We start from the raw sequence: 24,982 nt of genomic DNA, 5'->3' as shown, positions 1-24,982 counted from the left end.
TTTCGTTCTGGTTGAAGCTTAGCTCGCTCGTTTTCGCGGTGTCAAATCGGCCGGTTTCGGCTTCTCGGCTCCGCGCTGAACTCGCTTCGCATTCACTTTGTTCTACCGTCCGGAGCCGAGGCAGCACACTGTGCTGCTGATTCGATCCCGGGGCTTGTTCGCCGCGCTCCGTTCCGGTCTCTCTCCGGCCCGTTCCGCGCTGGCAGAGAGAAAGTTACACCGCGGCCCACGCGGAGACAAATCGGGGGGTCGATTTCGCCATCTCCGCAGCTAGGCGTGGTGCGTCCCCCTGGGACGGTGGATGCTGTGCCCGTGCAGCTCTCCCCTCGGCTCGGCCGGTACGCGCTTCACGTCGCCGTGGTCGCGGCTTGCTACTACGCGGGCGCTCGCCTCGGCCTCCTCCAAGCGTTGGTGAACGACCAGGTGACGCCGTTGTGGCCGCCGACCGGCGTCGCCGTGCTGGCGTTGCTGATGGGCGGGCTGGGGATGTGGCCGGGCATCGCGCTGGGCGCGTTCGCGGTCAACTTCACGCTCGCCGAGGTCGGTACGACGTTCCTCATCACGGCGGGCAACACCCTCGGTCCGGTGGTGGCCTACCTGTTGCTCAAGAGGGTGTGCTTCCGACAGGAGATGGACCGCACGCGTGACGCGCTCGCGCTCGTGCTGCTGGGCGGGTTCGTGGGCATGGCGGTGAGCGCGACGGTCGGCTCAGGCACGTTGCTGGTCACCGGTGTCATCGACGGCGCGTTGTTCTGGTCGACGTGGATGGTGTGGTGGACCGGTGACGCGCTGGGCGTGCTGGTGTTCGTGCCGATCGTCCTGGCGTTCCGCTCGGTGCGCCTGCGCGCCCACCCGCTGCGCCGGTGGGTGGAGGCCGTGGCGTTGGCGGTGAGCACGGCGGTGGTCATGGCCGTGGCGAGCACGAGCGACCTGCGGCTGATGTACCTGGTGTTCCCGTTCCTGATCTGGGCGGCACTGCGGTTCCAGCACTTGGGCACGGCGCCGTGCGCGTTGATCGCGACGACGTTGGCGGCACGGGGAGCGGCACGCAGCACGGGCCCGTTCGCCGATCTGGACCTGGTGGTGCGGATGGTGACGTTGCAGGCGTTCAACGGCACGGCGGTGTTGACGGCGCTGCTGTTGTCGGCGGTGATCGCGGAGCGCAACGCGGCGCGGGAGGCGATCGAGCGCACAGTGACGCAACTCGCGGACGTGGTGGCGCAGTACCAGCCGCTGGTGCTGGGCAACCTGCTGCCGCCCGAGCCGCCGGAGAAGCGCTAAGTGGACGTGGTGGTCGTCGGTGGCGGGCCGGCGGGACGGGCGTTGGCGCGGGCGTGCGCGGCGAGGGGTCTGGGCACCGCGGTGGTCGACCCCAACCCGGGGCGTCGGTGGCGGGCCACCTACGCGGCGTGGGTGGACGAGTTGCCTGCCGACGCGCCGGTGGCCTTCAGCACGTCGAAAGCCCGTGCGGTGACGACGGCGGAGCACGTGATCACGCGGGCCTACGCGGTGTTGGACAACGAGCGGTTGTGGCGGCTGCCGGACGAGGTGCGGGTGGCCGCGGGTCGGGTGGTCGGCCGCACGGCCACGTCGGTGACGTTGGCGGACGGTCGGGTGTTGACCGGGCGGGTGGTGGACGCGAGCGGCGCCGTGGGTGGTCGGGCGGCGCAGACGGCGGTCGGCGTGGTGGTGCCTGCGGAGAGCGCGCGGCCGTTCGTCGGCGCGGACGAGGCGCTGATCATGGACTGGCGCAAGCCGCCGGCGGCGACGACGTCCGACCCGACGTTCCTCTACGCGATCCCGGTGTCTGCGGACGAGGTGCTGTTGGAGGAGACGTCGCTGGCCCGCCGTCCGGGTCTGCCGTTGCGCGAGCTGCGGCTCCGGTTGCACGCGCGCCTGGCCGTGCACGGCATCGCGGTGCCGGAGGCCGAGGAACGGGTGCGCATCCCGTTGGACGGGAGGCCGCGGGACGGGGCGTTCGGCGCGGCGGCGGGGTGGGTGCACCCGGCGACGGGGTACAGCGTGGCGGCGGCGTTGCGGCGGGCGCCGGTGGTGGCGGACGCGATCATGAACGGGCGTGGGGTGAGGCGTTCGGCGGCGGAACGGGCGGTGCGCGTGTTGCGGTCGAGAGGTCTGGAGGCGTTGCTGGCGCTGCGGCCCGACGAGGTTCCGGAATTCTTCAACGGCTTTTTCCAATTGTCCGACAGTCTCCAACGCGACTACCTCGGCGGGCACGATGACCTGCGCGGAACCGTCCGCGCGATGCTCCGGCTGTTCGGTTCGGCGTCCTGGGCCATGCGCGGTCGGCTGGTATTTCCTGTGCAATCGACCAAGAGTGTGAGAACACCTGGTTAACGGTCTCGGCAAAAGAAGATCGACCGGGCACGATCGAGCCGTGCCCGCCTTGCTGGATGACGTTCGCTTCGCCTTCCAGCCGTTGTTCAACCTCCACACCGGAGGGGTCGTGGCGGTTGAAGCGCTGGCCCGACCGCACGACGGCAACGTTCAGGACCTGCTGCGGATGGCCTTCCGCGCCGGGTACCTGGCCAACACCGACGTGGCCCTCGCGTGCCGCGCGGTCCGACACGCGGCCGACCACGGCCTGGGCGTGCCGCTGCACGTCAACCTCCTCGCGTTGACGATCGCGGACAAAACCGAGCTCATGGCCCCGCTGTACGGCGCGCTGCGCGAGGTGGGGCGCACCCCCGGGGACCTGGTCGTCGAGGTCGGCACGCCGTACTCGCGCGCGCCGCGCCGGCTGCTGGTCAAGGGCATCGAACGGCTGCGCGAGGACGGGTTCCGGATCGGCCTGGACGGCGTTGGCGAGGGCGACTCGCCGCTGTCGCTGCTGGCCGAGGTGCAGCCGGACGTCATCAAGCTGGACCGCGAGGTGGTGGTGGCGCTGCCCACCGACCCCGCCCGGTACGCGATGGTCCAGGCGTTGCAGCACCTGTGCGAGCACACCGGGTCGCTGGTCGTGGCCGAGGGTGTGGAGACCGAGGCGCAGCTGGCCGCCCTGCGCCGGCTCGGGGTGCGGCTCGCGCAGGGCAACCTGCTGGCGAGCCCTCAGCGCAGGCCCAAGGTGGACGCGACGATCGCGGCGGTGTTGAGCGAGGTCAACGACCCGGAGGCGGTCACCAGCACGATGACCGCGCCGTTGCGGCGCAAGTCCGGGCCGAAGGTGACCGACTTCCTGCACCCGGCGACCACGCTGCCCGACTCGGCGACGTCCGAGGAGGTGCGCGACGTGCTCGCGAACCAGCCGACGGTCAGCGGCGTGGTGCTCGTGGACGACGAGGGCAGGCCGTGCTGGACGGTGGACCGCAACCGGTTCCTGCTGGCGGTGACGGGGCCGTTCGGGCACGCCCTGCACGCGAAGCGGGAGGCCGCGCGGCTGGCGGACCGGCCGAAGGTGATCGGGGCGGAGTCGAGCGCGTTGGAGCTGCTGGACATCGTCGCGCACGCCAACCGTGAGCGCACCAACGACGACCTCGTGGTCGTGGACGACGACGACCGCTGCCTGGGCGTGGTGCGGGTCGCGGACGTGGTGCGCGGTGTGGCCGAGATGAAGGTGGAGCAGGCGGCGGCGTTGAGCCCGTTGACCCGGCTGCCGGGCAGCGACTCCATCGCGCGGGAGGTGGACCGGCGCATCCTGGGCGGCGAGCTGTTCGCGGTGGGGTGGCTGGACGTGGACGCGTTCAAGCGGGTCAACGACTCGGCGGGGTTCGCGGCGGGTGACGACCTGATCAGGGCCATAGGGCGTGCGTTGACCGAGGGTGCGGCGGCGTACCCGGGCGTGCAGGTGGGGCACGTCGGCGGGGACGACTTCCTGGTGGTGGCCGGGCTGAACGAGATCGTGCCGTTCTCCGCGGGTGTGCTGGACGTGCCGTTCGAGGCGGAAGGGCTCGGGGTCACGTTGTCGTTGGCGACGTTGATCTGCGCGGCCGGGTCGGTGGCGTCGTACCGGGAGGTGTCCCGGCTGCTGGCGCCGTTGAAGGAGCACGCGAAGTCGTTGCGCGGGACCAGCTGGGTGCTGGGGCGGCCGGCCAGCGACCACGTCGACGTCCTGCGCGGCGGACCGCACCTGGCAGTAAGTTAGGAAGTTCACCGCAAAGCCGCATGTGCGGCCCGATTGGTTACTCATAGCATCAGGCTGACTACCCACCGCAGGGAGGTCCCTGGTGAGCGAGGTCATCGCCCTACCGCTGCCGCGAGCCGTCTCGGACCTGCCGCCGCTGTCGGTGGGGGTCGAGGAGGAGTTCCTCCTGGTGGACCCGGGCACCGGACAGCTCGTGCCGCTGGCGGCCGAGGTGCTGGGCGGTGCGCGTTCGGGGCTGGACCTGCAGACCGAGATGACGCTCTACCAGGTGGAGAGCGCCACGCGGGTGTGCCGCAGCATGGCGGAGGTGCGTGAGCAGCTGCTGGCGGCCCGGCGCGCGTTGGCCGGGTTGGCGAGTGCCCGGGGTGCGCGGATCGTGGCGACCGGGACGCCGGTGCTCGGTGGTGTCCGGCCGCCGCCGTTGACCGACTCCGACCGCTACCGCACCATCGCCGCCGAGTACGGGTCGTTGGTCGACGGGCTCACCATCTGCGGGTGCCACGTGCACATCGGCATCCCGGACGAGGACACCGGGGTGGTGATCGCCAACCACCTGCGGCAGTGGCTGCCGGTGTTGTTGGCCATCAGCGCGAACTCGCCGTTCTCGGACGGGCGTGACACGGGGTACGCGAGTTGGCGTTACCTGTCGTGGAGCCCGTGGCCTTCGGCGGGCGCGCCGCCGTGGTTCGAGTCGGCGGAGGACTACCGCCGGGCCACGCGGGTGCTGCGGTCGGGCGGGGCGGCGCTGGACCCGGCGATGATCTACTGGGACGTGCGGCTGTCGGCCCACCACCCGACCGTGGAGCTGCGGGTGTGCGACGTGGCGGCGACCGTGGACGAGGCCGTGGTGCTGGCCGCCCTGGTGCGGGCGATCGCCGCGACGGCGTTGGCCGGCGTGCCCGCGCAGCGCGTGCCGGACCTGGCGCTGCGGACGGCGTTGTGGCGGGCGGCGCGGGACGGGTTGGACGGCGCCGGGATCGAACCGGTCAGCGGTCGCCTGGTGCCGGCGGTGGACATGGTGCGCGCGCTCGTGGACTGGACGCGTCCGGCTCTCCGCGCGGCGGGTGACGAGGACCTCGTGGTCGACGGCATCGACCGGTTGCTGCTGGACGGCACGGGTGCGGTGCGGCAGCGGCGGGCGTTCCGCCGAGGCGGTTCACCGGTCGACGTCGTGGCGATGCTGGTGGCGCAGACGTAGGCGTCGAGGTGCCGGTGGCGCCGGACGGGCGCATCCTTGGTGGTACGCGAACAAGGAGGTTCGGCATGACCACCGCACGGGAGATCATGAACGCCGGTGTCCAGTGCATCAAGGAGACCCAGAGCCTGCTCGACGCGGCGCGGATGATGCGGGACATGGGCGTCGGCTCGTTGCCGATCTGCGGCGATGACGACAGGCTGCACGGGATCATCACCGATCGTGACATCGTGCTGCGCTGCGTCGCCGAGGGCCGGGATCCCTCGTCGATGACGGCCGGCGAGATGTCCGGCCACCTGCACTGGGTCAACGCGGACGACGACCTGTCGCACGTCCTGCGGACGATGGAGGACAACCAGATCCGCCGCCTGCCGGTGATGGAAGACCACCGCTTGGTCGGCATGGTGTCCGAAGCCGACCTGGCCCGCCACTTGGACGAGACCCAACTCGCGGAGTTCGTCGAACGCGTCTACGCCCCTTGACCCGGACCGCTACCCGCTCGCGGCCTTGGTCGTCCGTCCACACGGGCCGATCGAGGCCGCAGGCGGCTTAGCGGCACCGGTCACCGACGAGAACGGCGCTGTGGTCGAGCGACCACAGCGCCGTGCGCGTGCTCAGGGGGTGCGTTCTAGACGGTGAAGCCGAGGGCGCGCAGTTGTTCGCGGCCGTCGTCGGTGATCTTCTCCGGGCCCCACGGGGGCATCCAGACCCAGTTGATGCGGAAGTCGTTGACGATTCCGCCGCCGCCACCGCCGACCAGTGCCGACCGCGTCTGGTCCTCGATGACGTCGGTCAGCGGGCAGGCGGCGGACGTCAGGGTCATGTCGATGAGCGCGACGTTCTCCTCGTCCACGCGGATGTCGTAGACCAGGCCCAGGTCGACGACGTTGATGCCCAGTTCGGGGTCGACGACGTCGCGCATGGCCTCCTCGACGTCGTCCACCGCGGCCACGTCTGCCTTCGGCGCGGGCGGTTCGGGCATGCCCTCGATACCGCGCACCACGTCCTGTTCGGCGGTCATGCCTTTGCTCCCTCGCTGCGTGCCACCGCGTCCTTGAAAGCCATCCAGCCCAGCAACGCGCACTTCACGCGTGCCGGGTACTTCGCCACGCCCGCGAACGCGATGCCGTCCTCCAGGACGTCCTCGTCCGGTTCGACCTGGCCACGGCCCTGCATCAGCTCCACGAACGCGTCCATCTTCTCGAACGCCTCGTCCAGCGGCCTGCCGACCACCAGGTCGGTGAGCACCGAGGTGGACGCCTGGCTGATGGAGCAGCCCTGGCCGTCGTACGACACGTCGCGCACGGTGTCGCCGTCGAGCTTGACGCGCAGCGTCACCTCGTCGCCGCACGTCGGGTTGATCTGGTGCGACTCGGCGTCGAACGGGTCGCGCAGGCCGCGGCCGTGGGGGTTCTTGTAGTGGTCCAGGATGATCTCCTGGTACATCTGCTGCAACTGCATCACGCCACCCCGAAGAACTTCTGCGCCTCGCGGACGGCGTCGACCAGGGCGGTCACCTCGTCCAGCGTGTTGTACAGGTAGAAGCTGGCCCGCACGGTGGCGGCGGCGTCCATCCGCCGGTGCAGGGGCCACGCGCAGTGGTGGCCGACGCGCACCGCGACGCCCAGGCTGTCGAGCACCTGGCCGGCGTCGTGTGCGTGGATGCCGTCGATGACGAACGACACCGCGCCGCCGCGGTCGACGGTGTCCAGCGGGCCGACGACCCGCACGCCCGGGATCTCGGCGAGGCCGCGCAGCGCCGCCTCGGTGAGCTGGTGCTCGTGCGCGGCGATGCGGTCCATGCCGATGGCGTTGAGGTAGTCGACCGCCGCACCCAGCGCCACCGCCTGCGACGTCATGGGCACGCCCGCCTCGAACCGCGCGGGCGGCGGGGCGAAGGTCGACTTCGCCATCTGGACCATCTCGATCATCGAACCGCCGGTGAGGAACGGCGGCAGTGCCTCCAGCAGCTCACGGCGGCCGTAGAGGACGCCGATGCCGGACGGGCCGAGCATCTTGTGGCCGCTGAACACGGCGAAGTCCACGCCCAGCGCCGTGAAGTCGACCGGGGCGTGCGGCACGGACTGACACGCGTCCAGCACGGTCAGCGCGCCCACCGCACGGGCCGCGTCCGCGAGCACGCGCACCGGGTTGACGGTGCCCAGCACGTTGGACTGGTGGGTGAAGGCGACGACCTTGGTGCGCTCGGTGACCAGCTCGTCGATGTTCGACAGGTCCAGCCGGCCCTCGTCGGTGACGCCGAACCAGCGCAGCGTGGCGCCCGTGCGGGCGGCCAGCTGCTGCCACGGCACCAGGTTCGCGTGGTGCTCCATCTCGGTCACGACGATCTCGTCACCGGGACCGATGCGGAACCGCTCGGCTTCGGGGCCGGCGGTGGCGGCGTTGCCCATCGCGTACGCGACGAGGTTGACGCCTTCGGTCGCGTTCTTGGTGAACACGATCTCGCCGTACTGAACACCGACGAAGTCGGCGATCTTCTGCCGCGCGCCCTCGTAGGCGTCGGTGGCCTCTTCGGCCAGTTGGTGCGCCCCGCGGTGCACCGCGGCGTTGGCGGTCTCCAGGAAGGCGCGCTCGGCGTCGAGGACCTGCCTCGGGCGTTGCGAGGTGGCGCCGGAGTCGAGGTAGACCAGCCGCTTGCCCTCCCGCACGGTGCGGCCCAGGATCGGGAAGTCCGCCCGGACGGTAGCGACGTCCAGTGGAGTGGCGGTGGTGGTCACTGCTCCGACGCCTCCTCTCGATACGTGTTCACAGACAGGTACAACGTCAGCCGATGCTGGCGGCTTCCTGCTTCCCGATGTACTTCACGTAACCCTCGGCCTCGAGCTGGTCGGCCAGCTCCGGGCCGCCGGACTCGGCGATGCGGCCGTTCGCGAAGACGTGCACGAAGTCGGGCGAGATGTACTTCAAGATCCGGGTGTAGTGCGTGATCAGCATGACGCCGACGTCACCGGAGGCCTTGTACCGGTTCACGCCCTCGGACACGACGCGCAGCGCGTCGACGTCCAGGCCGGAGTCGGTCTCGTCGAGGATCGCGACCTTCGGCTTGAGCAGCCCGAGCTGCAGGATCTCGTGGCGCTTCTTCTCACCGCCGGAGAAGCCCTCGTTGACCGAGCGCTCGGCGAAGGTCGGGTCGATGTCCAGCTCGGACATCGCCTCCTTGACCTCCTTGACCCAGTGGCGCAGCTTCGGCGCCTCGCCGCGCACGGCGGTGGCGGCGGTGCGCAGGAAGTTCGACATCGACACGCCGGGCACCTCGACCGGGTACTGCATGGCGAGGAACAGGCCCGCGCGGGCGCGCTCGTCGACGGTCATCTCCAGCACGTCCTCGCCGTCCAGCAGCACGCTGCCGGAGGTGATCTCGTACTTGGGGTGGCCGGCGATGGCGTAGGACAGGGTGGACTTGCCCGAGCCGTTGGGGCCCATGATGGCGTGGGTCTCGCCTGCCTTGATCGTCAGGTCGACGCCCTTGAGGATCTCCTTGGAGCCCTCGTCGGTGTTGACCGAGACGTGCAGGTCCTTGATCTCCAGAGTGGCCATTGGTGGTTCGTTCTCCTGGTGTTGCGAGCGAAAGTCAGTTCTTGGTGGTGGTGACGTCCACGTAGACGTCATCACCGCGGAGTTCGACGGCGAACACGTCGACCGGCTCGGTGGCGGGCGGCGAGGACGGGCGGCCGGTGCGCAGGTCGAAGCACGACCCGTGCAGCCAGCACTCCACGCCCTTGCGCGTCACCTCGCCCTCGCTGAGCGCGACCTCGGCGTGCGAGCACAGGTCGCGCAGCGCGTGCACGGTGTCGCCGTCGCGGACGAGCAGGACCGGGGTGTACTCGTCGCCGACCTCGAACGCGGCCGGCTTGCGGTCGTCGAGGTCGGTCAGCGAGCACACCCTGATCACGCGCCCACCGCTTCCAGTTCCGCCTCGATGGCGGCTTCCAGGCGCTCGCGCACCTCCGGAACGGCGATCTTGAGCAGGATCTCGTGGAAGAACCCGCGCACGACCAGCCTGCGCGCCTGCTCCTCCGGGATGCCGCGGGCCTGGAGGTAGAACAGCTGCTCGTCGTCGAACCGGCCGGTGGCGCTGGCGTGGCCCGCGCCCTCGATCTCGCCGGTCTCGATCTCCAGGTTGGGCACCGAGTCGGCGCGCGCGCCGTCGGTGAGCACCAGGTTGCGGTTGAGCTCGAACGTCTCGGTGCCCTCGGCGGCGGCGCGGATCAGCACGTCGCCGATCCACACCGTGTGCGCGCCCTCGCCCTGCAACGCGCCCTTGTAGACCACGTTGCTGCGGCAGTTGGACGCCGAGTGGTCGATGAAGGTGCGGTGCTCCAGGTGCTGGCCCGCGTCGGCGAAGTACAGGCCGAGCAGCTCGGCGTCGCCGCCGCGGCCGGTGTAGGTGACCACCGGCGTGAGGCGGACGACGTCGCCACCGAGGGTGATGACGGTGTGCTTGAACGACGCGTCACGGCCGAGCTTGGCGTGGTGCGACGAGACGTGCACCGCGTCGTCGGCCCAGTCCTGGACGGCGACCACGGTCAGGTGCGCGCCGTCGCCGACGACGAACTCGATGTTGTCGGCGTAGGCGCCGGAGCCGCGGTGGTCGATGACGACGACGGCCTCGGCGAACGGCTTGGCGTGCACGTGCAGGTGGCCGTAGGCGACCTTGCCCTCGCCAGGTCCGGTCACCGTGATGGTGGTCGGCTCGGACTTCGCGTCACCGGGGAGGGTGACGACGGTGGCCTCCGTGAACGACGACCAGGCCTGGGCGGCGACGCGGTCACCGGGGGTGCCCGCGACGCCCAGCCGCTCGTCGCCGCGCGCCGCGGTCTCGACCGTGACACCCCCGGCGGCGTTGACCTCGACGTTCGCCGTGCCGGTCGCCTCGGCGCCGTTGTGCAGGTTCGCCAGGCGCTTCATGGGGGTGAAGCGCCAGATCTCCTCGCGACCGCCGGGCACCTCGAACGCGTTCACGTCGAACGACGTGAAGTGGTCCGCGCGCGAGGAGACCGGGGCACCAGCACCGTGCGAGTGGGCCGTCAGGCCGTGTTGTTCTTGATCGGTGGTGACGGCCATGTCAGCCGACGGCCCCTTCCATCTGCAGCTCGATCAGGCGGTTCAGCTCGAGGGCGTACTCCATCGGCAGCTCGCGCGCGATGGGCTCGACGAACCCGCGCACGATCATCGCCATGGCCTCGTCCTCGTTGAGACCGCGGGACATCAGGTAGAACAGCTGGTCCTCGGAGACCTTCGAGACCGTGGCCTCGTGGCCCATCGACACGTCGTCCTCGCGGACGTCGACGTAGGGGTAGGTGTCCGAGCGGCTGATGTTGTCCACCAGCAGCGCGTCGCACTTGACCGTGGACTTCGAGTGGTGCGCCCGCTTGTTGACCTGCACGAGGCCGCGGTAGGAGGTGCGGCCGCCGCCGCGCGCCACCGACTTCGACACGATCGTGGACGACGTGTGCGGCGCCATGTGGACCATCTTCGCGCCCGCGTCCTGGTGCTGGCCCTCGCCCGCGAACGCGATCGAGAGGACCTCGCCCTTGGCGTGCTCGCCCATGAGGAACACGGCCGGGTACTTCATGGTGACCTTGGAGCCGATGTTGCCGTCGATCCACTCCATGGTCGCGCCCTCTTCGGCCTTGGCGCGCTTGGTGACCAGGTTGTAGACGTTGTTCGACCAGTTCTGGATGGTCGTGTAGCGGCAGCGACCACCCTTCTTGACGATGATCTCCACGACGGCGGAGTGCAGCGAGTCCGACGAGTAGATCGGCGCGGTGCAGCCCTCGACGTAGTGCACGTACGCGCCCTCGTCGACGATGATCAGCGTGCGCTCGAACTGGCCCATGTTCTCGGTGTTGATCCGGAAGTAGGCCTGCAGCGGGATGTCGACGTGGACACCCTTCGGCACGTAGATGAACGAGCCGCCCGACCACACCGCGGAGTTCAGCGCGGAGAACTTGTTGTCACCCGACGGGATGACCGAGCCGAAGTACTCCTTGAACAGCTCCGGGTGCTCCCTCAGAGCGGTGTCGGTGTCGAGGAAGATGACACCCTGCTCCTCGAGGTCCTCGCGGATCTTGTGGTAGACGACCTCGGACTCGTACTGGGCCGCGACACCGGAGACCAGGCGCTGCTTCTCCGCCTCCGGGATGCCCAGGCGGTCGTAGGTGTTCTTGATCTCGTCGGGCAGGTCGTCCCAGGTCGCCGCCTGCTTCTCGGTCGACCGGACGAAGTACTTGATGTTGTCGAAGTCGATGCCCGACAGGTCGGAACCCCAGGTCGGCATCGGCTTGCGGTCGAACAGGCGCAGCGCCTTCAGCCGGAACTCCAGCATCCACTCGGGCTCGTTCTTCTTCGCCGAGATGTCCCGAACGACGTCCTCGTTCAGGCCCCGGCGAGCGCTCGCGCCTGCCACGTCCGAGTCGGACCAGCCGAACTCGTAGTTGCCGATGCTCGCCAGGGTTTCTTCCTGGGTGAGCGGGGCTGTGGTGGTGCGCTGCTCGGCAGCGGCAGTCATGCGGGCTCCCCTCCATCTGGGATCCGGGGTGTGTTCGGGATGTGCGTCGTGCACACGGCATCGCCGCGGGCGATGGTGGCCAGGCGCTGGACGTGCGTGCCGAGCAGGTCGGCGAACGCCGCCGTCTCGGTCTCGCACAGCTGCGGGAACTCCGCCGCGACGTGCGCCACCGGGCACAGGTGCTGGCAGAGCTGCTCGCCCGCCCCCACGTGGCGCGCCGAGGCAGCGTAGCCCTCCCTGGTCAGGGCCACCGCGAGGGCCTTGGCCCGCTCCGCGGCGTCGGGCTGGGTGACGATGGCCGTGCGGTGCCGGTCGACGAAGGCGGACACCCGTCGTTCGGCGAAGGTTCGTACCGCCTCCTCCCCGCCCTGTTCGGCGAGGAACCGCAACGCGGCCACGGCGAGGTCGTCGTAGGCGTGCCCGAAGCGGGCCCGCCCCTGCTCGGTCAGCAGGAAGAGCTTGGCCGGGCGACCCCGGCCGCGCTGACCCCTGCGCGGGGCCTCCCTGCTGGTCGCCTCGCCGTCTGCCACCAGCGCGTCGATGTGCCGGCGCACCGCCGTGGGGCTCAGGCCCAGCTGCTCCGCGACCGAGGCCGCGGTCACCGGGCCCTGCTCCAGGAGGAGCCGTGCGACGGCGTGCCGGGTACGCCCGTCGTGCCCGGACGGCACCACGGTCGACTCGCTCCCGGCGTTTTTCACAACACCAGTGTTGCGTATTTCGCCGGCCGCCGCAAAGATCGACCCTCGTCGGGTGACCCGAGTCACGGGATCAGGCCGGTCGCTACTCTGCGGACGTGACGGCGGGCGGAATGGTGATGGCGAACCGGAGCGAGATCGGCGAGGCAGCACCCCTGGACGCCCCCGAACGGCGACAGCTCGACGTCATCCGCCGGTGGGGCACGGTGGGCGCGTTGCTGCTCGCCATCGGCTCGCTCGGGGCGGGCGCGGCGCCCGTGTTCAGCCCGCTGCCCGGCACGCCGCTGCTCGGGCTGTTCCCGCGGATGCCCAGCGCGTCCATGGCCGTCGCGTGGACCGGCATCTTCCTCATCGTGTCGGCGTGGCTGTGGCTGGGCCGGTTCGCCCGGCCGGGACGTCCCCGGCTGATGTCGCGCAGCCAGCTCGACCGCACGCTGCTGATGTGGATCACGCCGCTGGTGTTCGTGCTGCCCATGTTCAGCCGTGACGTGTACAGCTACCTGGCGCAATCGCAGATCGCGGCCAACGGGCAGGACCCGTACGAGCTGGGCCCGGCCACCGCGTTGGGCGTCGAGCACGACCTGACGAAGAACGTGCCGAACATCTGGCGCGAGACGCCCGCGCCCTACGGGCCGCTGTTCCTGGCCGCCGGGCGGGTCATCTCGATGGTGACCGGCGACAGCGTGCTGCCGGGCATCTTCCTGCACCGGCTGCTGGGGCTGCTGGGGCTGGCGATGATCGTGTGGGCGCTGCCGCGGCTGGCCCGGCGGTTCGGCGTGCCGCCGGTGAGCGCGCTGTGGCTGGGCGCGGCGAACCCGCTGGTGCTGTTCCACCTGGTCGTGGGCGTGCACAACGAGGGCCTGGCGATCGGCCTGATGCTGGTGGGGCTGGAGTTGGCGCTGCGCAGGATGCCGCTGGTCCCGGGCGCGCCGATGACGCGGGAAGAGCTGCTGTGGATCGTGCTCGGCGCGACCATGATCACGATGGGTGCGGCGGTGAAGATCCCGGCCGCGCTGGCGCTCGGGTTCCTGGGCGTGATGATCGCGCGGCGGTGGGGTGGCCGGTTCTCCGACCTGGTGCGGTCGGCACTGTTGTTGCTGGTCATCTCGGGTGTGGTGATGGTGGGGACGTGCGTGGGCACCGGGCTCGGGTTCGGGTGGGTGGAGACGCTGAACGTCGCCGGGACGGTGAAGAGCTGGATGTCGCCGCCGACCGCGATGGGGTTCATGGGCGGCGGGCTGGGGCTGCTGCTCGGGCTGGGCAACCACACCGAGTCGATGATCGTGCTGATGCGGATCGTGACGCAGGCCGTGTCGGTGGTGATCGTCGCGACGCTGCTGTGGAAGGCGTTCCGGGGTCGGATCAAGGCCACGAACGGGCTGGGGGCGGGTCTGGGCGCGGTGCTGGTGCTCGGGCCCGTGCTGCAGCCGTGGTACGTGCTGTGGGCGGCGTTGCCGCTGGCCACGGCGGTGCTGGCGCGTCGTTTCCGGGTCTTCGCCACCGCCGCCAGCGCGGTCATCGCGGTCATCCTGCCGCCGACCGGCTCGGCGTTCGACGGGCGTGCCTACATCGTGCCGCAGGCCGTGACGGGCGCCGTGATCGCGTTCGCCCTGTGCCTCTTCGTCGCCCGCAAACAGGTCCTCCCCCTGATCAAACGCGACCCCCTCCCCGGCTCCGCCTAACCCGCGAGAGTCCAACGCTCACCGCGCGAGAGTCCAACGCTCAGAGCACCTGAATTCAACGCTCACGACGAGCGGCAAGCCGGCACGCCCGCGCTGAGCGTTGAATTCACCGGTGCTGAGCGTTGGACTCTCGCGGTCTGGGCGTTGGACTCTCGCGCGTTTGTGTAACTGGGCGGGGTGAGTGGGCGAGGTAGGGGTACGGGAGGATCTGGGCGCAACCCGGGGAGGGAGTGCGTGATGGTCGACGTGCCGAGGGAGCAGATCCGGTTCGCGGTCGTGCTCAACGGGGGTGTGAGCCTCGCCGTGTGGATGGGCGGCGTGGTGCTCGAACTCGACCGGTTGACCAGGGGTGACGGCCCGTACGCCGACCTGCTGGACATGGTCGGCAGCACGGCGCGCGCCGACGTCATCACGGGCACGTCGGCAGGCGGCATCAACGGCGCCGCGTTGGCGTTGTCGCAGGTCAACGCCAACGCCCGACTGGAACGGCTGCGTGACCTGTGGGCCGAGCAAGGCCGCATGGAACAGCTGCTGCGCACACCGTTCCGCGGCCAGCCCGTCTCGTTGCTCAAGGGCGACGAGTTCTTCCTCCCCCGGCTCCAGGAGGCGCTGGAGCGGCTGACGTCCGACTTCACCCCGCAGGAGGACCGCCCGGTCGACCTGCGCATCACGACGACACTGCTCGCAGGCGTGCCCACGGTCACCCACGACGACCTCGGCCAGCGGCTCGTGCAGGCCACCCACCAGGGCAGCTTCTCGTTCCGCCGCGATCCCGGCGGTCGGGACGACTTCGCCGCCGACAAGCTCCCGACGCTGGTCAGCCGCCTGGCCCTGGCCGCACGGTCGTCCGCGTCGTTCCCGTTCGCGTTCGAGCCCTCGTTCATCCCGGTGGCACCCGGCGCGCCCGACGGCGACAAGCCCAACATGGCCGAGGTCGCGTCCTGGGCCAACGGCACCGACAACCGGTCCCGCTACGCCGTGGACGGCGGCGTCCTGGTCAACACGCCCACCAAGGAGGCGCTGGAGGCCATCGACCGGATGGCCGCCGAGGGCCCGGTGCGGCGGGTGATGCTGCTGGTGTTCCCGCACGCGCCGGAGGCGGTCGTGGAACCGGTGGCACCCGTGGACGGCGCCCTGCCCAGCACCATCGCCACCGGCGGCAAGCTGCTCGGCGCGCTGACCAGCCAGAGCGGCCGCACCTACGTCGACCGCATCGAGGAGCACAACCGCAACGCCGCCTCCCGCCGCGGCGGGCGCAACGCCCTGCTGGACCGGCTGGCGTCGGGCGGCTCGGTCACCGGCAAGCTCTACGCGCTGGCCGCGACCCTGCACGACCACTACGAGGACGTGCGCATCCGGCACGCCGCCCGTGACGTCACGACCCGCCAGTTCGAGGTGCCGGGCGCGAACGGCGCGGGCTGGACGTTCGAACGGGTCCGCGCGGCGGCCGAGGCGGCGCAGCGCGAGTACCGCGCGGAGCACAGCAAGCTGCCGTACGTGCCGACCCGGCCGCAGCCGACCGCGCTGCCCGACCACGGCTGGCCGTGGGGCGTCACGATGGCCGAACGGCTCGCGTCCGCCGCGATGGACGTGCTCAAACGCCTGGTCTGGATCATGCCGGACGCCGAGCGGCTCGCGCTGGCCCGCACGAACCTGTTCGACGTGCGGGCGAAGCTGCGCGCCTCCCGGATCGAGCTGGACGAGCACTGGACCACCAGCGGCGCGGAGGAGCTGGACCAGGCGTACTGGGAACGGCGGGTCCACCGGTTCGCCGCGAAGATGCTGGACGAGCCGGACGGCGTCGGGCAGCGGGTGCGGGAGCAGGTGGACCGGATCGCGGGCGTCCTCGGCGACGCGCACGACATCCTCGACCAGCTGGACGACGAGCAGCTGCGGGTGGGCGAGCTGCGGTCGTGGCACCGGCTGCTGACCGAGCCGCGCACCGACGCCGAGGCCGAGGCGGGGCTGGTGGCGGGCGAGCTGTGGCTGTCGCGGGTGCTGGCGCTGGAGATCGCCACGACGTGCCTGGCCGACGACACCCGCGGCGGCCTCGACCAGGCCGTGGAGCTGGTGCAGATCAGCCTGCAGACGCGCAACGCGTTCGCCGAGTACAGCCTCACCGCCGAGGACAAGGCGGGCGGTGCGTCGCTGAACCGGTTCTCCGGGTTCCTGAAGCGGTCCTGGCGGGTCAACGACTGGATCTGGGGTCGGCTCGACGGCGCGACCATGCTGTGCAAGGTGGTGTTCGACCCCAAGCGGCTGCTGCGGGTGGACCGGCTGACCGGCGCCGGTGGCGATCCCCTGGAACGGGCCGCGGCGAAGGTCGACGAGCTGGTGGTGGAGCTGTTCGGCGACGGGGTGCCGGACGAGCTGGCGCCGTACGTGCGGCGGGCGAAGGCCGAGCTGGGGAACGTGTACGCGAACCCGGACGGCGACCACCCGCCGACGTGCGCGGCGCTGGCGGAGCTGGCCGCGTGGGGCCTGCACATCCGGATCATCTGCGAGGAGCTGCCCGCGCTGCGTGCCGCGATCCTGGCCGACCGGCACGAGGGCGCGGACCGGCGTTCGCGCGGCGAGCTGTTCCTGGAGGAGCAGGCCGCGCTGCTGGCCAGGCTGCCCGTGCGGACGGACGCGGAGCGGGTCGAGGTGGGCGTGCGGGGGTTGAGCGCGTTCGACCGGGCGGGCATCGGGCGTGAGCCGCTGGTGCAGGAGGCGAGCAGCGACCAGGTGATCCGGACGGCGGCGACGGCCGCGGCGGTGGCGATCACCGTGGCCGACAGCGACAACTCCGGGCTGGGCACGGCGAAACCGCTGACCAGGACGTTGCGCGGGGCGGCGCTGCTGCCGTACTGGACGATCACCGGGTTGACCAGAGGAGGCCGGTTGGCGCAGTTCCTGGGGCTGCTGGGGTTCGCGCTGGGCGGTGCGCTGCTGGTGCTGTCGCTGTTCGACCTGTTGCCGCCGTGGGCGCTCGGTCCGGCGGCGGCGTTCGGCGGTGGCACGTTGCTGGCCGCGTTCGGCTATGCGGCGTTGCGTTCAGGGACGTTGCTGCACGGGCTGGTGCTGCTGTCGCCGGTGATCCCGCTGGTGACGGTGGCGATCGACCGGACCAGGGACGCGTTGGCGTCCGGCGAGACCGGCGACCAGGCCGTGACGGGCATGGTGGCGGTCGGTGGCGTGCTGCTGGTCGTGGTGGGGTTGCTGGTCATCGGCAGCCTGCCCGCACCGGTGGGCACGCCGTTGGCCGTGCTGGGCAAGGTGCGGCTGAAGCCCCGGCTGCTGGTGCGGGTGCTGGTGGCGGCGGCGATCGTGGCCGGTGTGTGGGCCGTGGTGCGGTACCGGCTGTACGACCTGGACCCGGCGCTGGTGGTGATCGGGACGGTGGTCGCGATCGTGTTCGGTGCGGTGACGTCGTACGTGCTGGGCAGTTCGCTGCGGCGGTGGCGGCAGGTGGACGGGGCGTGGGACACCGAGGCCGCCGAGCCGCCCGCGTCCGCGACCGCCGGGTGGGCCGCGGTGTACGGGTCCGTGCTGCTGGTGATCGCCGCGGCGGTGCAGGTGTTCTCGCTGCGGTTCACCGGGTGGGAGGCGGTGCTGGGCACGGCGCTGGCGTTCGGGCTGGTGCTGTTGCTGGTGACGACGTGGTGGGTGCCGTTGCGGGCGCGGCGGACGATCGCGACGTCGTTGGTGGAGCAGATGTCCATCGTGGACTTCGAGCCGGACGACGTGGCGCCGGCGCTGCTGAAGCGGCTGGAGGGCCACGGCATGTTGTTCAAGTTCCTGACCGACTTGGACGCCGCCGGCCGTCCCCGCCTGACCGCCAACGGCCTCCGCGTCGCCGCCCGCGCCGCACACCGCTCTCGCACCGGCTCCGACATCGACTGACCTGCCCAAACCGCGAGAGTCCAACGCTCAGGCGTCGAGAGTCCAACGCTCACGACCGGTGAATTCAACGCTCACGACACGAGGACTGTGTCCTGAGCGTTGAATTCAGGGCTCCTGAGCGTTGGACTCTCGCGGGGTCAGGCGGCGAGGGCTGGGGTCGGGCGGACGGTCGGGAGGCCCAGGGCGCGGGCGTAGAGGGACTCGAAGGTGTCCAGGGTGGTGTCGATGGCGTGGGCGGCGATGAGGTCGCTGCTCGCGGCGCCCATGCGGGCGGTGACGGCGGGGTCGACGGTGACGGCGTGCAGGCGGTCGGCCAGGCCGCGGACGTCGCCCGGCGTGAACAGCCACCCGTTGCGGCCCGGCTTGCACAGGTGCGGCAGGGCCATCGCGTCGGCCACCACCACCGGCTTGCCCGCGGCCATCGCCTCCATGGTGGCGAGGCTCTGCAGCTCCGCGATGCCCGGCATGCAGAACACGTCGGCAGCCGCGTAGGCGTCCAGCAGCTCGGACTCGCTGACGAAGCCGCGGAACCGGACCCGGGAGGAGATGCCCAGGTCACGCGCCAGCAGCTCCCACTCCGCACGGCACGAGCCGTCACCGACGATCTCGGCGTGCAAGCGCGGCACGAGGGCCAGGGCGCGCAGCAGCTCGTCGACCCGCTTCTCCTCGTCCAGCCGTCCCACGAACAGCACGGTCGGCGCATCGGTGTGCCGCACGGGCTCGCGCAGCCGGTACCGGTCGATGTCGATGCCGCACGAGACCGGAACGGCCCGCTCCGGGAACCCGTTGTCGTGCAACAACTGCACCGCACGCGGCGTCGGCGCGGTCACGACGTCGGCCTGGCCGAACACGCGGCCGAGGTCGCGCCACGCCCACCGCGACGCCATGCCCTGCAGCCACGCCGGCACGCGGGCGTGCCCGAACAGGTTCTCCGGCATGAAGTGGTTGGTCGCCACGGTCGGCACGCCCGAAGCCGCCGCGTGCCGCAGCACGTACCGCCCCACGACGAAGTGCGCCTGCACGTGCACCAGGTCCGGCCGCAGCTCGTCCAGCAGCGCGCCGACGTCCTTGCGCACTTGCCACGGCAGCCCGATGCGGAACGTGCGGTGGAACGGCGTGCGGTGCGAACGCACCCGGTGCACGGTGATCCCGTCAGCGCGTTCCGTGCGGGCCGCGCCGTCCGGTGACACGGAGATCACGTGCACGTCGTGGCCGCGGCCGGCGAGACCGGTGGCGAGGCGGTGGGCGAAGCGGGCCGCGCCGTTGACGTCCGGGGGGAACGTCTCCGCGGCGATCACGATCCGCATGGCGCGTCCGTTGGTCACTGTCGTCTCCGATCTGGTGGGAACTGCGGGAAGGGTTCGGGTGCGGGCCAGCGCGACGACGCCGGCGACGGCGATCGCGGCGCACCCGACCTGGGCGACGGCCACGAGCGGGCTGGTCCGGTTCGCCTCGCCGAGCAGTCCCGCGCCGATGCCGACGGCCACGAGCGGGTCCACCACGGTGAGGCAGGCGACCGCCACGTGCGGCGGTCCGCTGGCGTAGGCGTGCTGGATGAACCAGCCGCCGACGACGAGGGCGACGACGATGCCCGCCGCCGAGAACGCGGTCGTCCACGCCAGGCCGCCCTGCTGGACGTCCTGGGACACCGACCGCATGAGCACGGAGACGAAGCCGTAGGCGACACCGCCCGCCGCGCCGAAACCGAGGGCGCGCACCGCGGGACGGGTCGACAGCACGCCGACCAGGCCCGGCACCGCGATGAGGCCGAGCGCCAGCAGCGCGGCCTTCACCTCGGCTTCCGGCACGACCGCGGTGGACGTGGCGCTGCCCGCGGCCAGGAGCACGAACGCCCCCACGCCGAACGTGGTCCACGCGACCGCGGGCAGCTCACGCCGGCGACCGTCGAGGACCGCGGTGATGCCGATGGCCACCACGCCGACCGGCTGCACCACGCTCAACGGCGCCATCCCCAGCGCCGCCGCGTGCACACCGGCGCCGAGGACGAGCAACACCAGGCCCAGCAGCCACCGCGGCCTGCGCAGCAGCTCCAGGACCCGCAACGGGCCCTCGCTCGCCCGCACGGCGTCGTGCTGCAGGCGTGCGGCGAAGGCGAAGAACACGGCGCCGAGCACCGCCAGCAGGACCGCGAACCACGTCATGACGCCTCCTCGCGGCGCAGCACGGCGGAGGCCAGCGCGAACAGCAGGCCGTACAGCAACGCGAACAGGACGCGTTCGAAAAGGCCGAGGACGATTGCGCCGCTGCCCGGGTAGACCACCGACACGTGGCTCACCATGAACGCCACCGAGGTGATACCCGCGGCAACGGAAAAACGGCGCAGCGCGGTGTTGGAGATGAACGTCCGGGAAATCAGCCACCCCGCCAGCGGCAGGCTCGCGAACATCACCGCGCCCGCGTACCGGTGCACCGCGCCGGCGAACGACGTCGGCGTGCCGGTCGGGTCGGTCGGGAACACCGTGGCCACCGCCAGCCCCGCCGACCACAGCCCCATCAGCACCGCCACCGGCCCCCGCCTGGGCAGACCGGACCGGACCAGGGCGACGAGCAGGCCGACCGACGCCGCCGCGAGGGTCAGCGACGTGACGGCGAGCAGCCCGCTGCCGTTGTCCACGAAGATGTAGTCGCTGATCGTGTGGGTGATCGGGCTAAGCTCGCCGACCGACGCCACGTGCAGGTAAACAATCGGGAACAGCGACAGGACAAGCCCCACAACAGCCAGCGGCAACACCGCCGCCCGTCTTTTCCCCCGGATCTCCACCACGAGGAAAATCCTGGTCCGAAATGGCGACGGAAGATATCGGGAACACCCCCGAGCCGACCCTGAAGCCACCCGGAGAACCCTGGTGGGGCTGACCCCACCACGGGGGTGGGGCGGGCCACGCCCTAGGCTTCCGCGTCGTGAGCCCGCACCCCCAGCACCCTGCCGTGGAAGTGTCGGGGCTGGTCAAGCGCTACGGCTCCACCGTCGCGGTGAACGGACTCGACCTCACCCTGGAAACCGGCACGGTCCTCGCGCTCCTCGGACCCAACGGCGCCGGGAAAACGACGACCGTGGAAGTGTGCGAGGGATTCCGGGCGGCCGACGGTGGCCAGGTGCGCGTCCTCGGGCTCGACCCGAAGCGCGACGGCGACCGGCTGCGGCCCCGCATCGGCGTGATGCCGCAGGGTGGCGGCGGCTACCCCGGCGTGCGCGCCGACGAGATGCTGCGCCTCGTGGCCGCCTGCGCCGCCAACCCCCTCGACCCCGCGTGGCTGCTGGACGTGCTGGGGCTGTCGTCCTCGGTGCGCACCCCGTACAAGCGGCTGTCGGGCGGGCAGCAGCAACGCCTGTCGCTGGCGTGCGCCCTGGTCGGACGCCCCGAGCTGGTGTTCCTGGACGAGCCGACCGCCGGCATGGACCCGCAGGCCCGCCGCCTGGTGTGGGAGCTGGTGTCGGCGCTGCGGGCGGACGGCGTCAGCGTGCTGCTCACCACGCACCTCATGGACGAGGCCGAAGCCCTCGCCGACCACGTCGTGATCGTCGACGCGGGCGTTGTCGTGGCGCAGGGCAGCCCCGCCGAGCTCACCGAGCACCACGCCGACGACCGGCAGCTCCGCTTCCGCGCCCGGCCCGGGCTGGACCTGACGCTGCTGCGCGACGCCCTGCCGGAGGGCCTGCAGGTGCGTGAAGCGAGCCGCGGCACCTACGTCGTGCACGGCCACATCGACCCGCAGGTCCTCTCCACGGTCACCTCGTGGTGCGCGCAGCAGGGCGTGCTGGCCGAGGAGCTGACCGTGGCCAGGCGCAGCCTGGAGGACGTGTTCCTGGAGCTGACCGGCAGGGAGCTGCGCTCGTGACCGAACGTTTCGCACCGGGCACGTTCACGCCCGCACCCGGCCGCGGGAAGCTCGGCCGGATGCTGCTCGCCCAGGCCCGCACGGAGACGGTGCTCACCCTGCGCAACGGCGAGCAGATCCTGCTGACCGTGCTCATCCCGGTGGCGCTGCTGGTCGCGATGAGCCTGATGGACGTCATCCCGGTGCCCGAACCGCGGGTCGGCTCGGCCACCGCCCGCATCCTGGCGCTGGCGGTGATCTCGTCGGCGTTCACCGGGCAAGCGATTGCGCTCGGCTTCGACCGTCGCTACGGCGTGCTCAAGCGCCTCGCCGCGACCGCGCTCCCCCGCTGGCTGCTCGTCGCCGGACGGGTCGTCGCGGCCCTGGCCGTGGTCGCCGTGCAGGTCGTGATCATCGCCGGGACGGCCCTGCTGCTGGGCTGGCGGCTACCGTCCGCGACCGGCCTGCTGTGGGCGGCGGTGCTGATCGTGCTGGGGACGCTGTCGTTCGGCGCGCTCGGCGTGCTGCTCGGCGGTGCTTTGCGGGCGGAGATCGTGCTCGCGCTGGCCAACATCGTGTGGTTCGTGCTGCTGCTCATCGGCGGCGTGGCGCTCGGCGTGGACACCTTGCCGACGTGGCTCGCGACCGTCGTGGACGCCCTGCCGTCCGCCGCTCTCGCGCTCGCGCTGCACGACGCCGTGGTCGAGGGGACGGCGCCGGACCTCGGTCACGTCGCCGTGCTGGTGATCTGGGGCGTGGCCGCGGGCGCGCTGGCGGTGAAGACCACCAAGCTCGGGTGACACCCCCGGACGACGGTTCTCAGCCAGTGGTACCTACCATCGGGTCGTGTCCGCCCCATCCTGGCTCACCTCCTTCTTGAGCACGTTCCAGCGCACGTTCGCCATCGCCGTGGTGATCGCCCAAGGCGGCATCGCGGTCACCGGGTCGATCGTGCGGGTGACCGGATCGGGCCTCGGCTGCCCCACCTGGCCCCAGTGCTTCGAGGGCAGCCTCGTGCCGGTCGAGCACCCCGAGGTGGCGTCGCTGCACCAGTGGGTCGAGTTCGGCAACCGCACGCTGACCGGCGTGGTCGGTGTCATCGCCGGGCTGTGCGTGCTGGCCGCGTGGTTCAACCGGCCGCGGCGCAAGCGGGTCGTGGTGCTGGCGCTGGTGCAGTTCGGCGGTGTCGTGCTGCAGGCCGTGATCGGCGGGTTCACCGTGCTCACCGGCCTGCTGTGGTGGACCGTGAGCGTGCACTTCCTGGTGTCGATGCTGCTGGTCTGGTTCGCCGTGCTGCTGGTCGCGGCGTTGGGCGAGGGTGACGAGCCCGCCCGGCCACGCGTGCCGCGGGCGCTGCTGGCGTTGCAGGTCGTGCAGGCCGTGACGCTGGGGCTGCTGCTGCTGGCGGGGACGTTCGTGACCGCCGCCGGGCCGCACGCCGGTGACGCGGCCACCCCGCGCCTGGACCTGCCGGTGGACACGTTGTCGCAGGTGCACGCCGACCTGCTGTTCCTGTTCCTCGGCATGCTCATCGCCCTGGGGTTCGCGTTGCGCGGCCACCCCGTGCCGCGGCGGCCGTACTACGCGCTGGTGGCCGTGGTGCTGGCGCAGGGCGCGTTGGGCATGGTCCAGTACTGGACCGGCGTGCCGGAGGTGCTGGTCTCGCTGCACGTGCTGGGCGCCGGTGCGGTGGTCGTCGCCACCGCGGCGGTGTGGGTGTCGACCCGCGAACGGCCTCAGCGCGAGGACGAGGGCCTGCGCTCCCAGACGCCGGGCAGCTCCGTCGCCAGCCACGTGTAGAGGTCGTCCACGGTCCGCAGCCGCATGGCGCGTTCGGGGTCGCCGCTCATCAGCCGCATCCCGGCTTCGGTCAGCTCGCGCACGCTCACCAGCGCGTCCAGCTTGCGCTGGATCAGGTCGACCCACCGCTTCTCGTTGATCCGGTACTGCGCCGCCTGCCTGCCGCGCCGGGTGCGCTTGGTCACCAAACCGGCGTTGACCAGGAACTTCAGGTTCGTGCTGATCGAGCCGCTGCTCGCCTCCAGCTCCTGGGACAGCTCGGCGGCGGTCCGTTCAGTCGGCTGGCACACCAGCAGGTAGCCGAGGATGCGCCCGCCGATCAGCGGGATGCCCTCCTCGGCGAAGTGCGCCGCGAACCGCTCGATCCACGCCGACAGCCGCGTTTCCCGTCCGACGCTCATCCGACCCCCTCGTCCCACGGCCGACACTTCGGTCGGCACTGAAGGCACGATAGGTCGTGTGCTGATCATCACGCAAAGGCGGCGCGCCGAACCCGAACGTTGAATTCGGGGGTCCTGAAGGTAGGACACGCGTGACCTGAACGTACGACTCTCGCGTTCTGAACGTACGACTCTCGCGTTCTGAACGTACGACTCTCGCGTTCTGAACGTACGACTCTCGCGTTCTGAACGTAGGACACGCGTGTTCTGGACGTAGGACACGCGTGTTCTGGACGTAGGACACGCGCAACCTGGTGGTAGCAATCCCGGCGTAGCGTTACAGGCGTCGCAGGCCCGCCAGGACCCGTTCCATCAGGCCCAGGTCCGGTTGGGCGCCGTCCGAGGACGCGGTGGAGTGGACGTCGATCAGGCCGCGTTCGGCCATGTCGCCCAACAGCACCTTGGCCACGCCCAGTGGCAGGCGCAGCAAGGCGGCGATCTCCGCCACCGACCGCGGTCTGGCCACCAGGTTGATCACCTCGTGGTACTCGGACTTCATGGCTCCCGGGTAGTCCCAGTCCACCGCCGACACCAGCGTCTCGATCTCCAGCTGGAACGACGACGTGGTGCGGCCACCGGTCCACGAGTAGGCGCGGACGATCGAGGCCGCCTCCTCGCGCGGGTACTCGAAATCGTCCTCCTCGTCGTGGAAGACCGGCCGGTGGGGCTTGGTGTCCCCAGTCGCGGTCGACTCCTGCTCGGGTCTCGGCTTCTCCTGCTTGCGACGGCGGGAGGAGTCGAGGCTGAAACCGTTGAGCAGGGCGGCGAACGTCTCGTCCGACGCCCCTGGCTCCTCGTTCCGGTCCATGACCAC

The 24,982-nt window shown here is 71.1% G+C and carries 22 protein-coding genes; 10 read left to right on the top strand and 12 right to left on the bottom strand.

All coding sequences use genetic code 11. The features are described from left to right. Positions 1 to 312 precede the first annotated feature (312 nt). From B0I31_RS37070 to B0I31_RS37050, 5 genes are all read left to right on the top strand, one after another. A complete protein-coding gene (locus B0I31_RS37070; RefSeq protein WP_245950713.1) occupies positions 313 to 1,281 on the top strand; it encodes an MASE1 domain-containing protein in 969 nt (322 codons plus the stop codon). Then, positions 1,282 to 2,355: a lycopene cyclase family protein gene (locus B0I31_RS37065; RefSeq protein ID WP_106620042.1), complete on the top strand. Its 1,074-nt coding sequence runs from the start codon at positions 1,282 to 1,284 to the stop codon at positions 2,353 to 2,355. A gap of 40 nt (positions 2,356 to 2,395) precedes the next feature. Next, a complete protein-coding gene (locus tag B0I31_RS37060; RefSeq protein WP_106620041.1) occupies positions 2,396 to 4,099 on the top strand; it encodes a GGDEF domain-containing protein in 1,704 nt (567 codons plus the stop codon). 82 nt (positions 4,100 to 4,181) lie between these two features. After that, positions 4,182 to 5,297: a carboxylate-amine ligase gene (locus tag B0I31_RS37055; protein WP_106620040.1), complete on the top strand. Its 1,116-nt coding sequence runs from the start codon at positions 4,182 to 4,184 to the stop codon at positions 5,295 to 5,297. 65 nt (positions 5,298 to 5,362) lie between these two features. Continuing rightward, a complete protein-coding gene (locus tag B0I31_RS37050) occupies positions 5,363 to 5,776 on the top strand; it encodes a CBS domain-containing protein (RefSeq protein WP_106620039.1) in 414 nt (137 codons plus the stop codon). Between the two features lie 146 nt (positions 5,777 to 5,922). On the opposite strand, the gene B0I31_RS37045 is transcribed toward B0I31_RS37050, so the two are convergent. From B0I31_RS37045 to B0I31_RS37010, 8 genes are read right to left on the bottom strand one after another with little or no spacing between them, the layout of a single operon-like run. Further along, positions 5,923 to 6,315: a metal-sulfur cluster assembly factor gene (locus B0I31_RS37045; protein ID WP_106620038.1), complete on the bottom strand. Its 393-nt coding sequence runs from the start codon at positions 6,313 to 6,315 to the stop codon at positions 5,923 to 5,925. Beyond that, positions 6,312 to 6,755 carry a Fe-S cluster assembly sulfur transfer protein SufU gene (gene sufU / locus B0I31_RS37040; protein WP_073894738.1) on the bottom strand — a complete coding sequence of 148 codons (444 nt, stop codon included), beginning with the start codon at positions 6,753 to 6,755 and terminating at the stop codon, positions 6,312 to 6,314. Before sufU ends, B0I31_RS37045 begins: the two co-directional genes overlap by 4 nt. After that, positions 6,755 to 8,032, bottom strand: a complete 1,278-nt coding sequence (locus B0I31_RS37035) for a cysteine desulfurase (protein WP_106620037.1) — start codon at positions 8,030 to 8,032, stop codon at positions 6,755 to 6,757. The genes sufU and B0I31_RS37035 overlap by 1 nt, the downstream gene beginning before the upstream one ends. Positions 8,033 to 8,078: 46 nt before the next feature. Next, positions 8,079 to 8,852: a Fe-S cluster assembly ATPase SufC gene (gene sufC, locus B0I31_RS37030; RefSeq protein WP_106620036.1), complete on the bottom strand. Its 774-nt coding sequence runs from the start codon at positions 8,850 to 8,852 to the stop codon at positions 8,079 to 8,081. Between the two features lie 34 nt (positions 8,853 to 8,886). Next, on the bottom strand, positions 8,887 to 9,207 hold the full coding sequence (locus tag B0I31_RS37025) for a non-heme iron oxygenase ferredoxin subunit (RefSeq protein WP_106620035.1): 321 nt from the start codon (positions 9,205 to 9,207) through the stop codon (positions 8,887 to 8,889). Further along, positions 9,204 to 10,379, bottom strand: coding sequence for a Fe-S cluster assembly protein SufD (sufD, locus tag B0I31_RS37020; protein WP_245950712.1), 1,176 nt, complete (start codon positions 10,377 to 10,379; stop codon positions 9,204 to 9,206). Before sufD ends, B0I31_RS37025 begins: the two co-directional genes overlap by 4 nt. A gap of 1 nt (position 10,380) precedes the next feature. Further along, positions 10,381 to 11,826: a Fe-S cluster assembly protein SufB gene (sufB, locus tag B0I31_RS37015; RefSeq protein ID WP_106620034.1), complete on the bottom strand. Its 1,446-nt coding sequence runs from the start codon at positions 11,824 to 11,826 to the stop codon at positions 10,381 to 10,383. Beyond that, positions 11,823 to 12,524: a helix-turn-helix transcriptional regulator gene (locus tag B0I31_RS37010; protein WP_106620033.1), complete on the bottom strand. Its 702-nt coding sequence runs from the start codon at positions 12,522 to 12,524 to the stop codon at positions 11,823 to 11,825. The genes sufB and B0I31_RS37010 overlap by 4 nt, the downstream gene beginning before the upstream one ends. Before the next feature lie 110 nt (positions 12,525 to 12,634). Here B0I31_RS37010 and mptB point away from each other — a divergent pair, with 110 nt between their 5' ends. Together mptB and B0I31_RS37000 are read left to right on the top strand one after the other, a co-directional pair. Then, positions 12,635 to 14,203, top strand: coding sequence for a polyprenol phosphomannose-dependent alpha 1,6 mannosyltransferase MptB (gene mptB / locus B0I31_RS37005; RefSeq protein WP_181320742.1), 1,569 nt, complete (start codon positions 12,635 to 12,637; stop codon positions 14,201 to 14,203). A 237-nt stretch (positions 14,204 to 14,440) separates the two neighbouring features. Continuing rightward, positions 14,441 to 18,088, top strand: a complete 3,648-nt coding sequence (locus B0I31_RS37000; RefSeq protein ID WP_106620031.1) for a patatin-like protein — start codon at positions 14,441 to 14,443, stop codon at positions 18,086 to 18,088. A gap of 137 nt (positions 18,089 to 18,225) precedes the next feature. On the opposite strand, the gene B0I31_RS42825 is transcribed toward B0I31_RS37000, so the two are convergent. Both B0I31_RS42825 and B0I31_RS36990 read right to left on the bottom strand, forming a co-directional pair. After that, positions 18,226 to 20,250 carry a glycosyltransferase gene (locus B0I31_RS42825; protein WP_106620030.1) on the bottom strand — a complete coding sequence of 675 codons (2,025 nt, stop codon included), beginning with the start codon at positions 20,248 to 20,250 and terminating at the stop codon, positions 18,226 to 18,228. Beyond that, positions 20,247 to 20,873, bottom strand: coding sequence for a DUF998 domain-containing protein (locus B0I31_RS36990; RefSeq protein ID WP_106620029.1), 627 nt, complete (start codon positions 20,871 to 20,873; stop codon positions 20,247 to 20,249). The genes B0I31_RS42825 and B0I31_RS36990 overlap by 4 nt, the downstream gene beginning before the upstream one ends. A 137-nt stretch (positions 20,874 to 21,010) precedes the next feature. Here B0I31_RS36990 and B0I31_RS36985 point away from each other — a divergent pair, with 137 nt between their 5' ends. From B0I31_RS36985 to B0I31_RS36975, 3 genes are read left to right on the top strand one after another with little or no spacing between them, the layout of a single operon-like run. Further along, positions 21,011 to 21,949: an ABC transporter ATP-binding protein gene (locus B0I31_RS36985; RefSeq protein WP_245950711.1), complete on the top strand. Its 939-nt coding sequence runs from the start codon at positions 21,011 to 21,013 to the stop codon at positions 21,947 to 21,949. Positions 21,950 to 22,008: 59 nt separating this feature from the next. Next, positions 22,009 to 22,728, top strand: coding sequence for an ABC transporter permease (locus B0I31_RS36980; RefSeq protein WP_106620051.1), 720 nt, complete (start codon positions 22,009 to 22,011; stop codon positions 22,726 to 22,728). 46 nt (positions 22,729 to 22,774) lie between these two features. Then, a complete protein-coding gene (locus B0I31_RS36975) occupies positions 22,775 to 23,728 on the top strand; it encodes a COX15/CtaA family protein (protein WP_106620027.1) in 954 nt (317 codons plus the stop codon). On the opposite strand, the gene B0I31_RS36970 is transcribed toward B0I31_RS36975, so the two are convergent. Beyond that, a complete protein-coding gene (locus B0I31_RS36970) occupies positions 23,665 to 24,129 on the bottom strand; it encodes a GbsR/MarR family transcriptional regulator (RefSeq protein ID WP_073894704.1) in 465 nt (154 codons plus the stop codon). The genes B0I31_RS36975 and B0I31_RS36970 overlap by 64 nt on opposite strands. Before the next feature lie 316 nt (positions 24,130 to 24,445). Then, positions 24,446 to 24,976 (bottom strand): DUF742 domain-containing protein, encoded by a 531-nt coding sequence (locus B0I31_RS36965; protein ID WP_106620050.1) that lies wholly within the window; start codon positions 24,974 to 24,976, stop codon positions 24,446 to 24,448. Positions 24,977 to 24,982: the final 6 nt, after the last annotated feature.

The organism is Saccharothrix carnea, from assembly GCF_003014735.1.
Lineage (GTDB): Bacteria > Actinomycetota > Actinomycetes > Mycobacteriales > Pseudonocardiaceae > Actinosynnema > Actinosynnema carneum.
The sequence above is the reverse complement of the archived record's forward strand: the minus strand, read 5'-3'. Positions and strand labels throughout refer to the sequence as shown.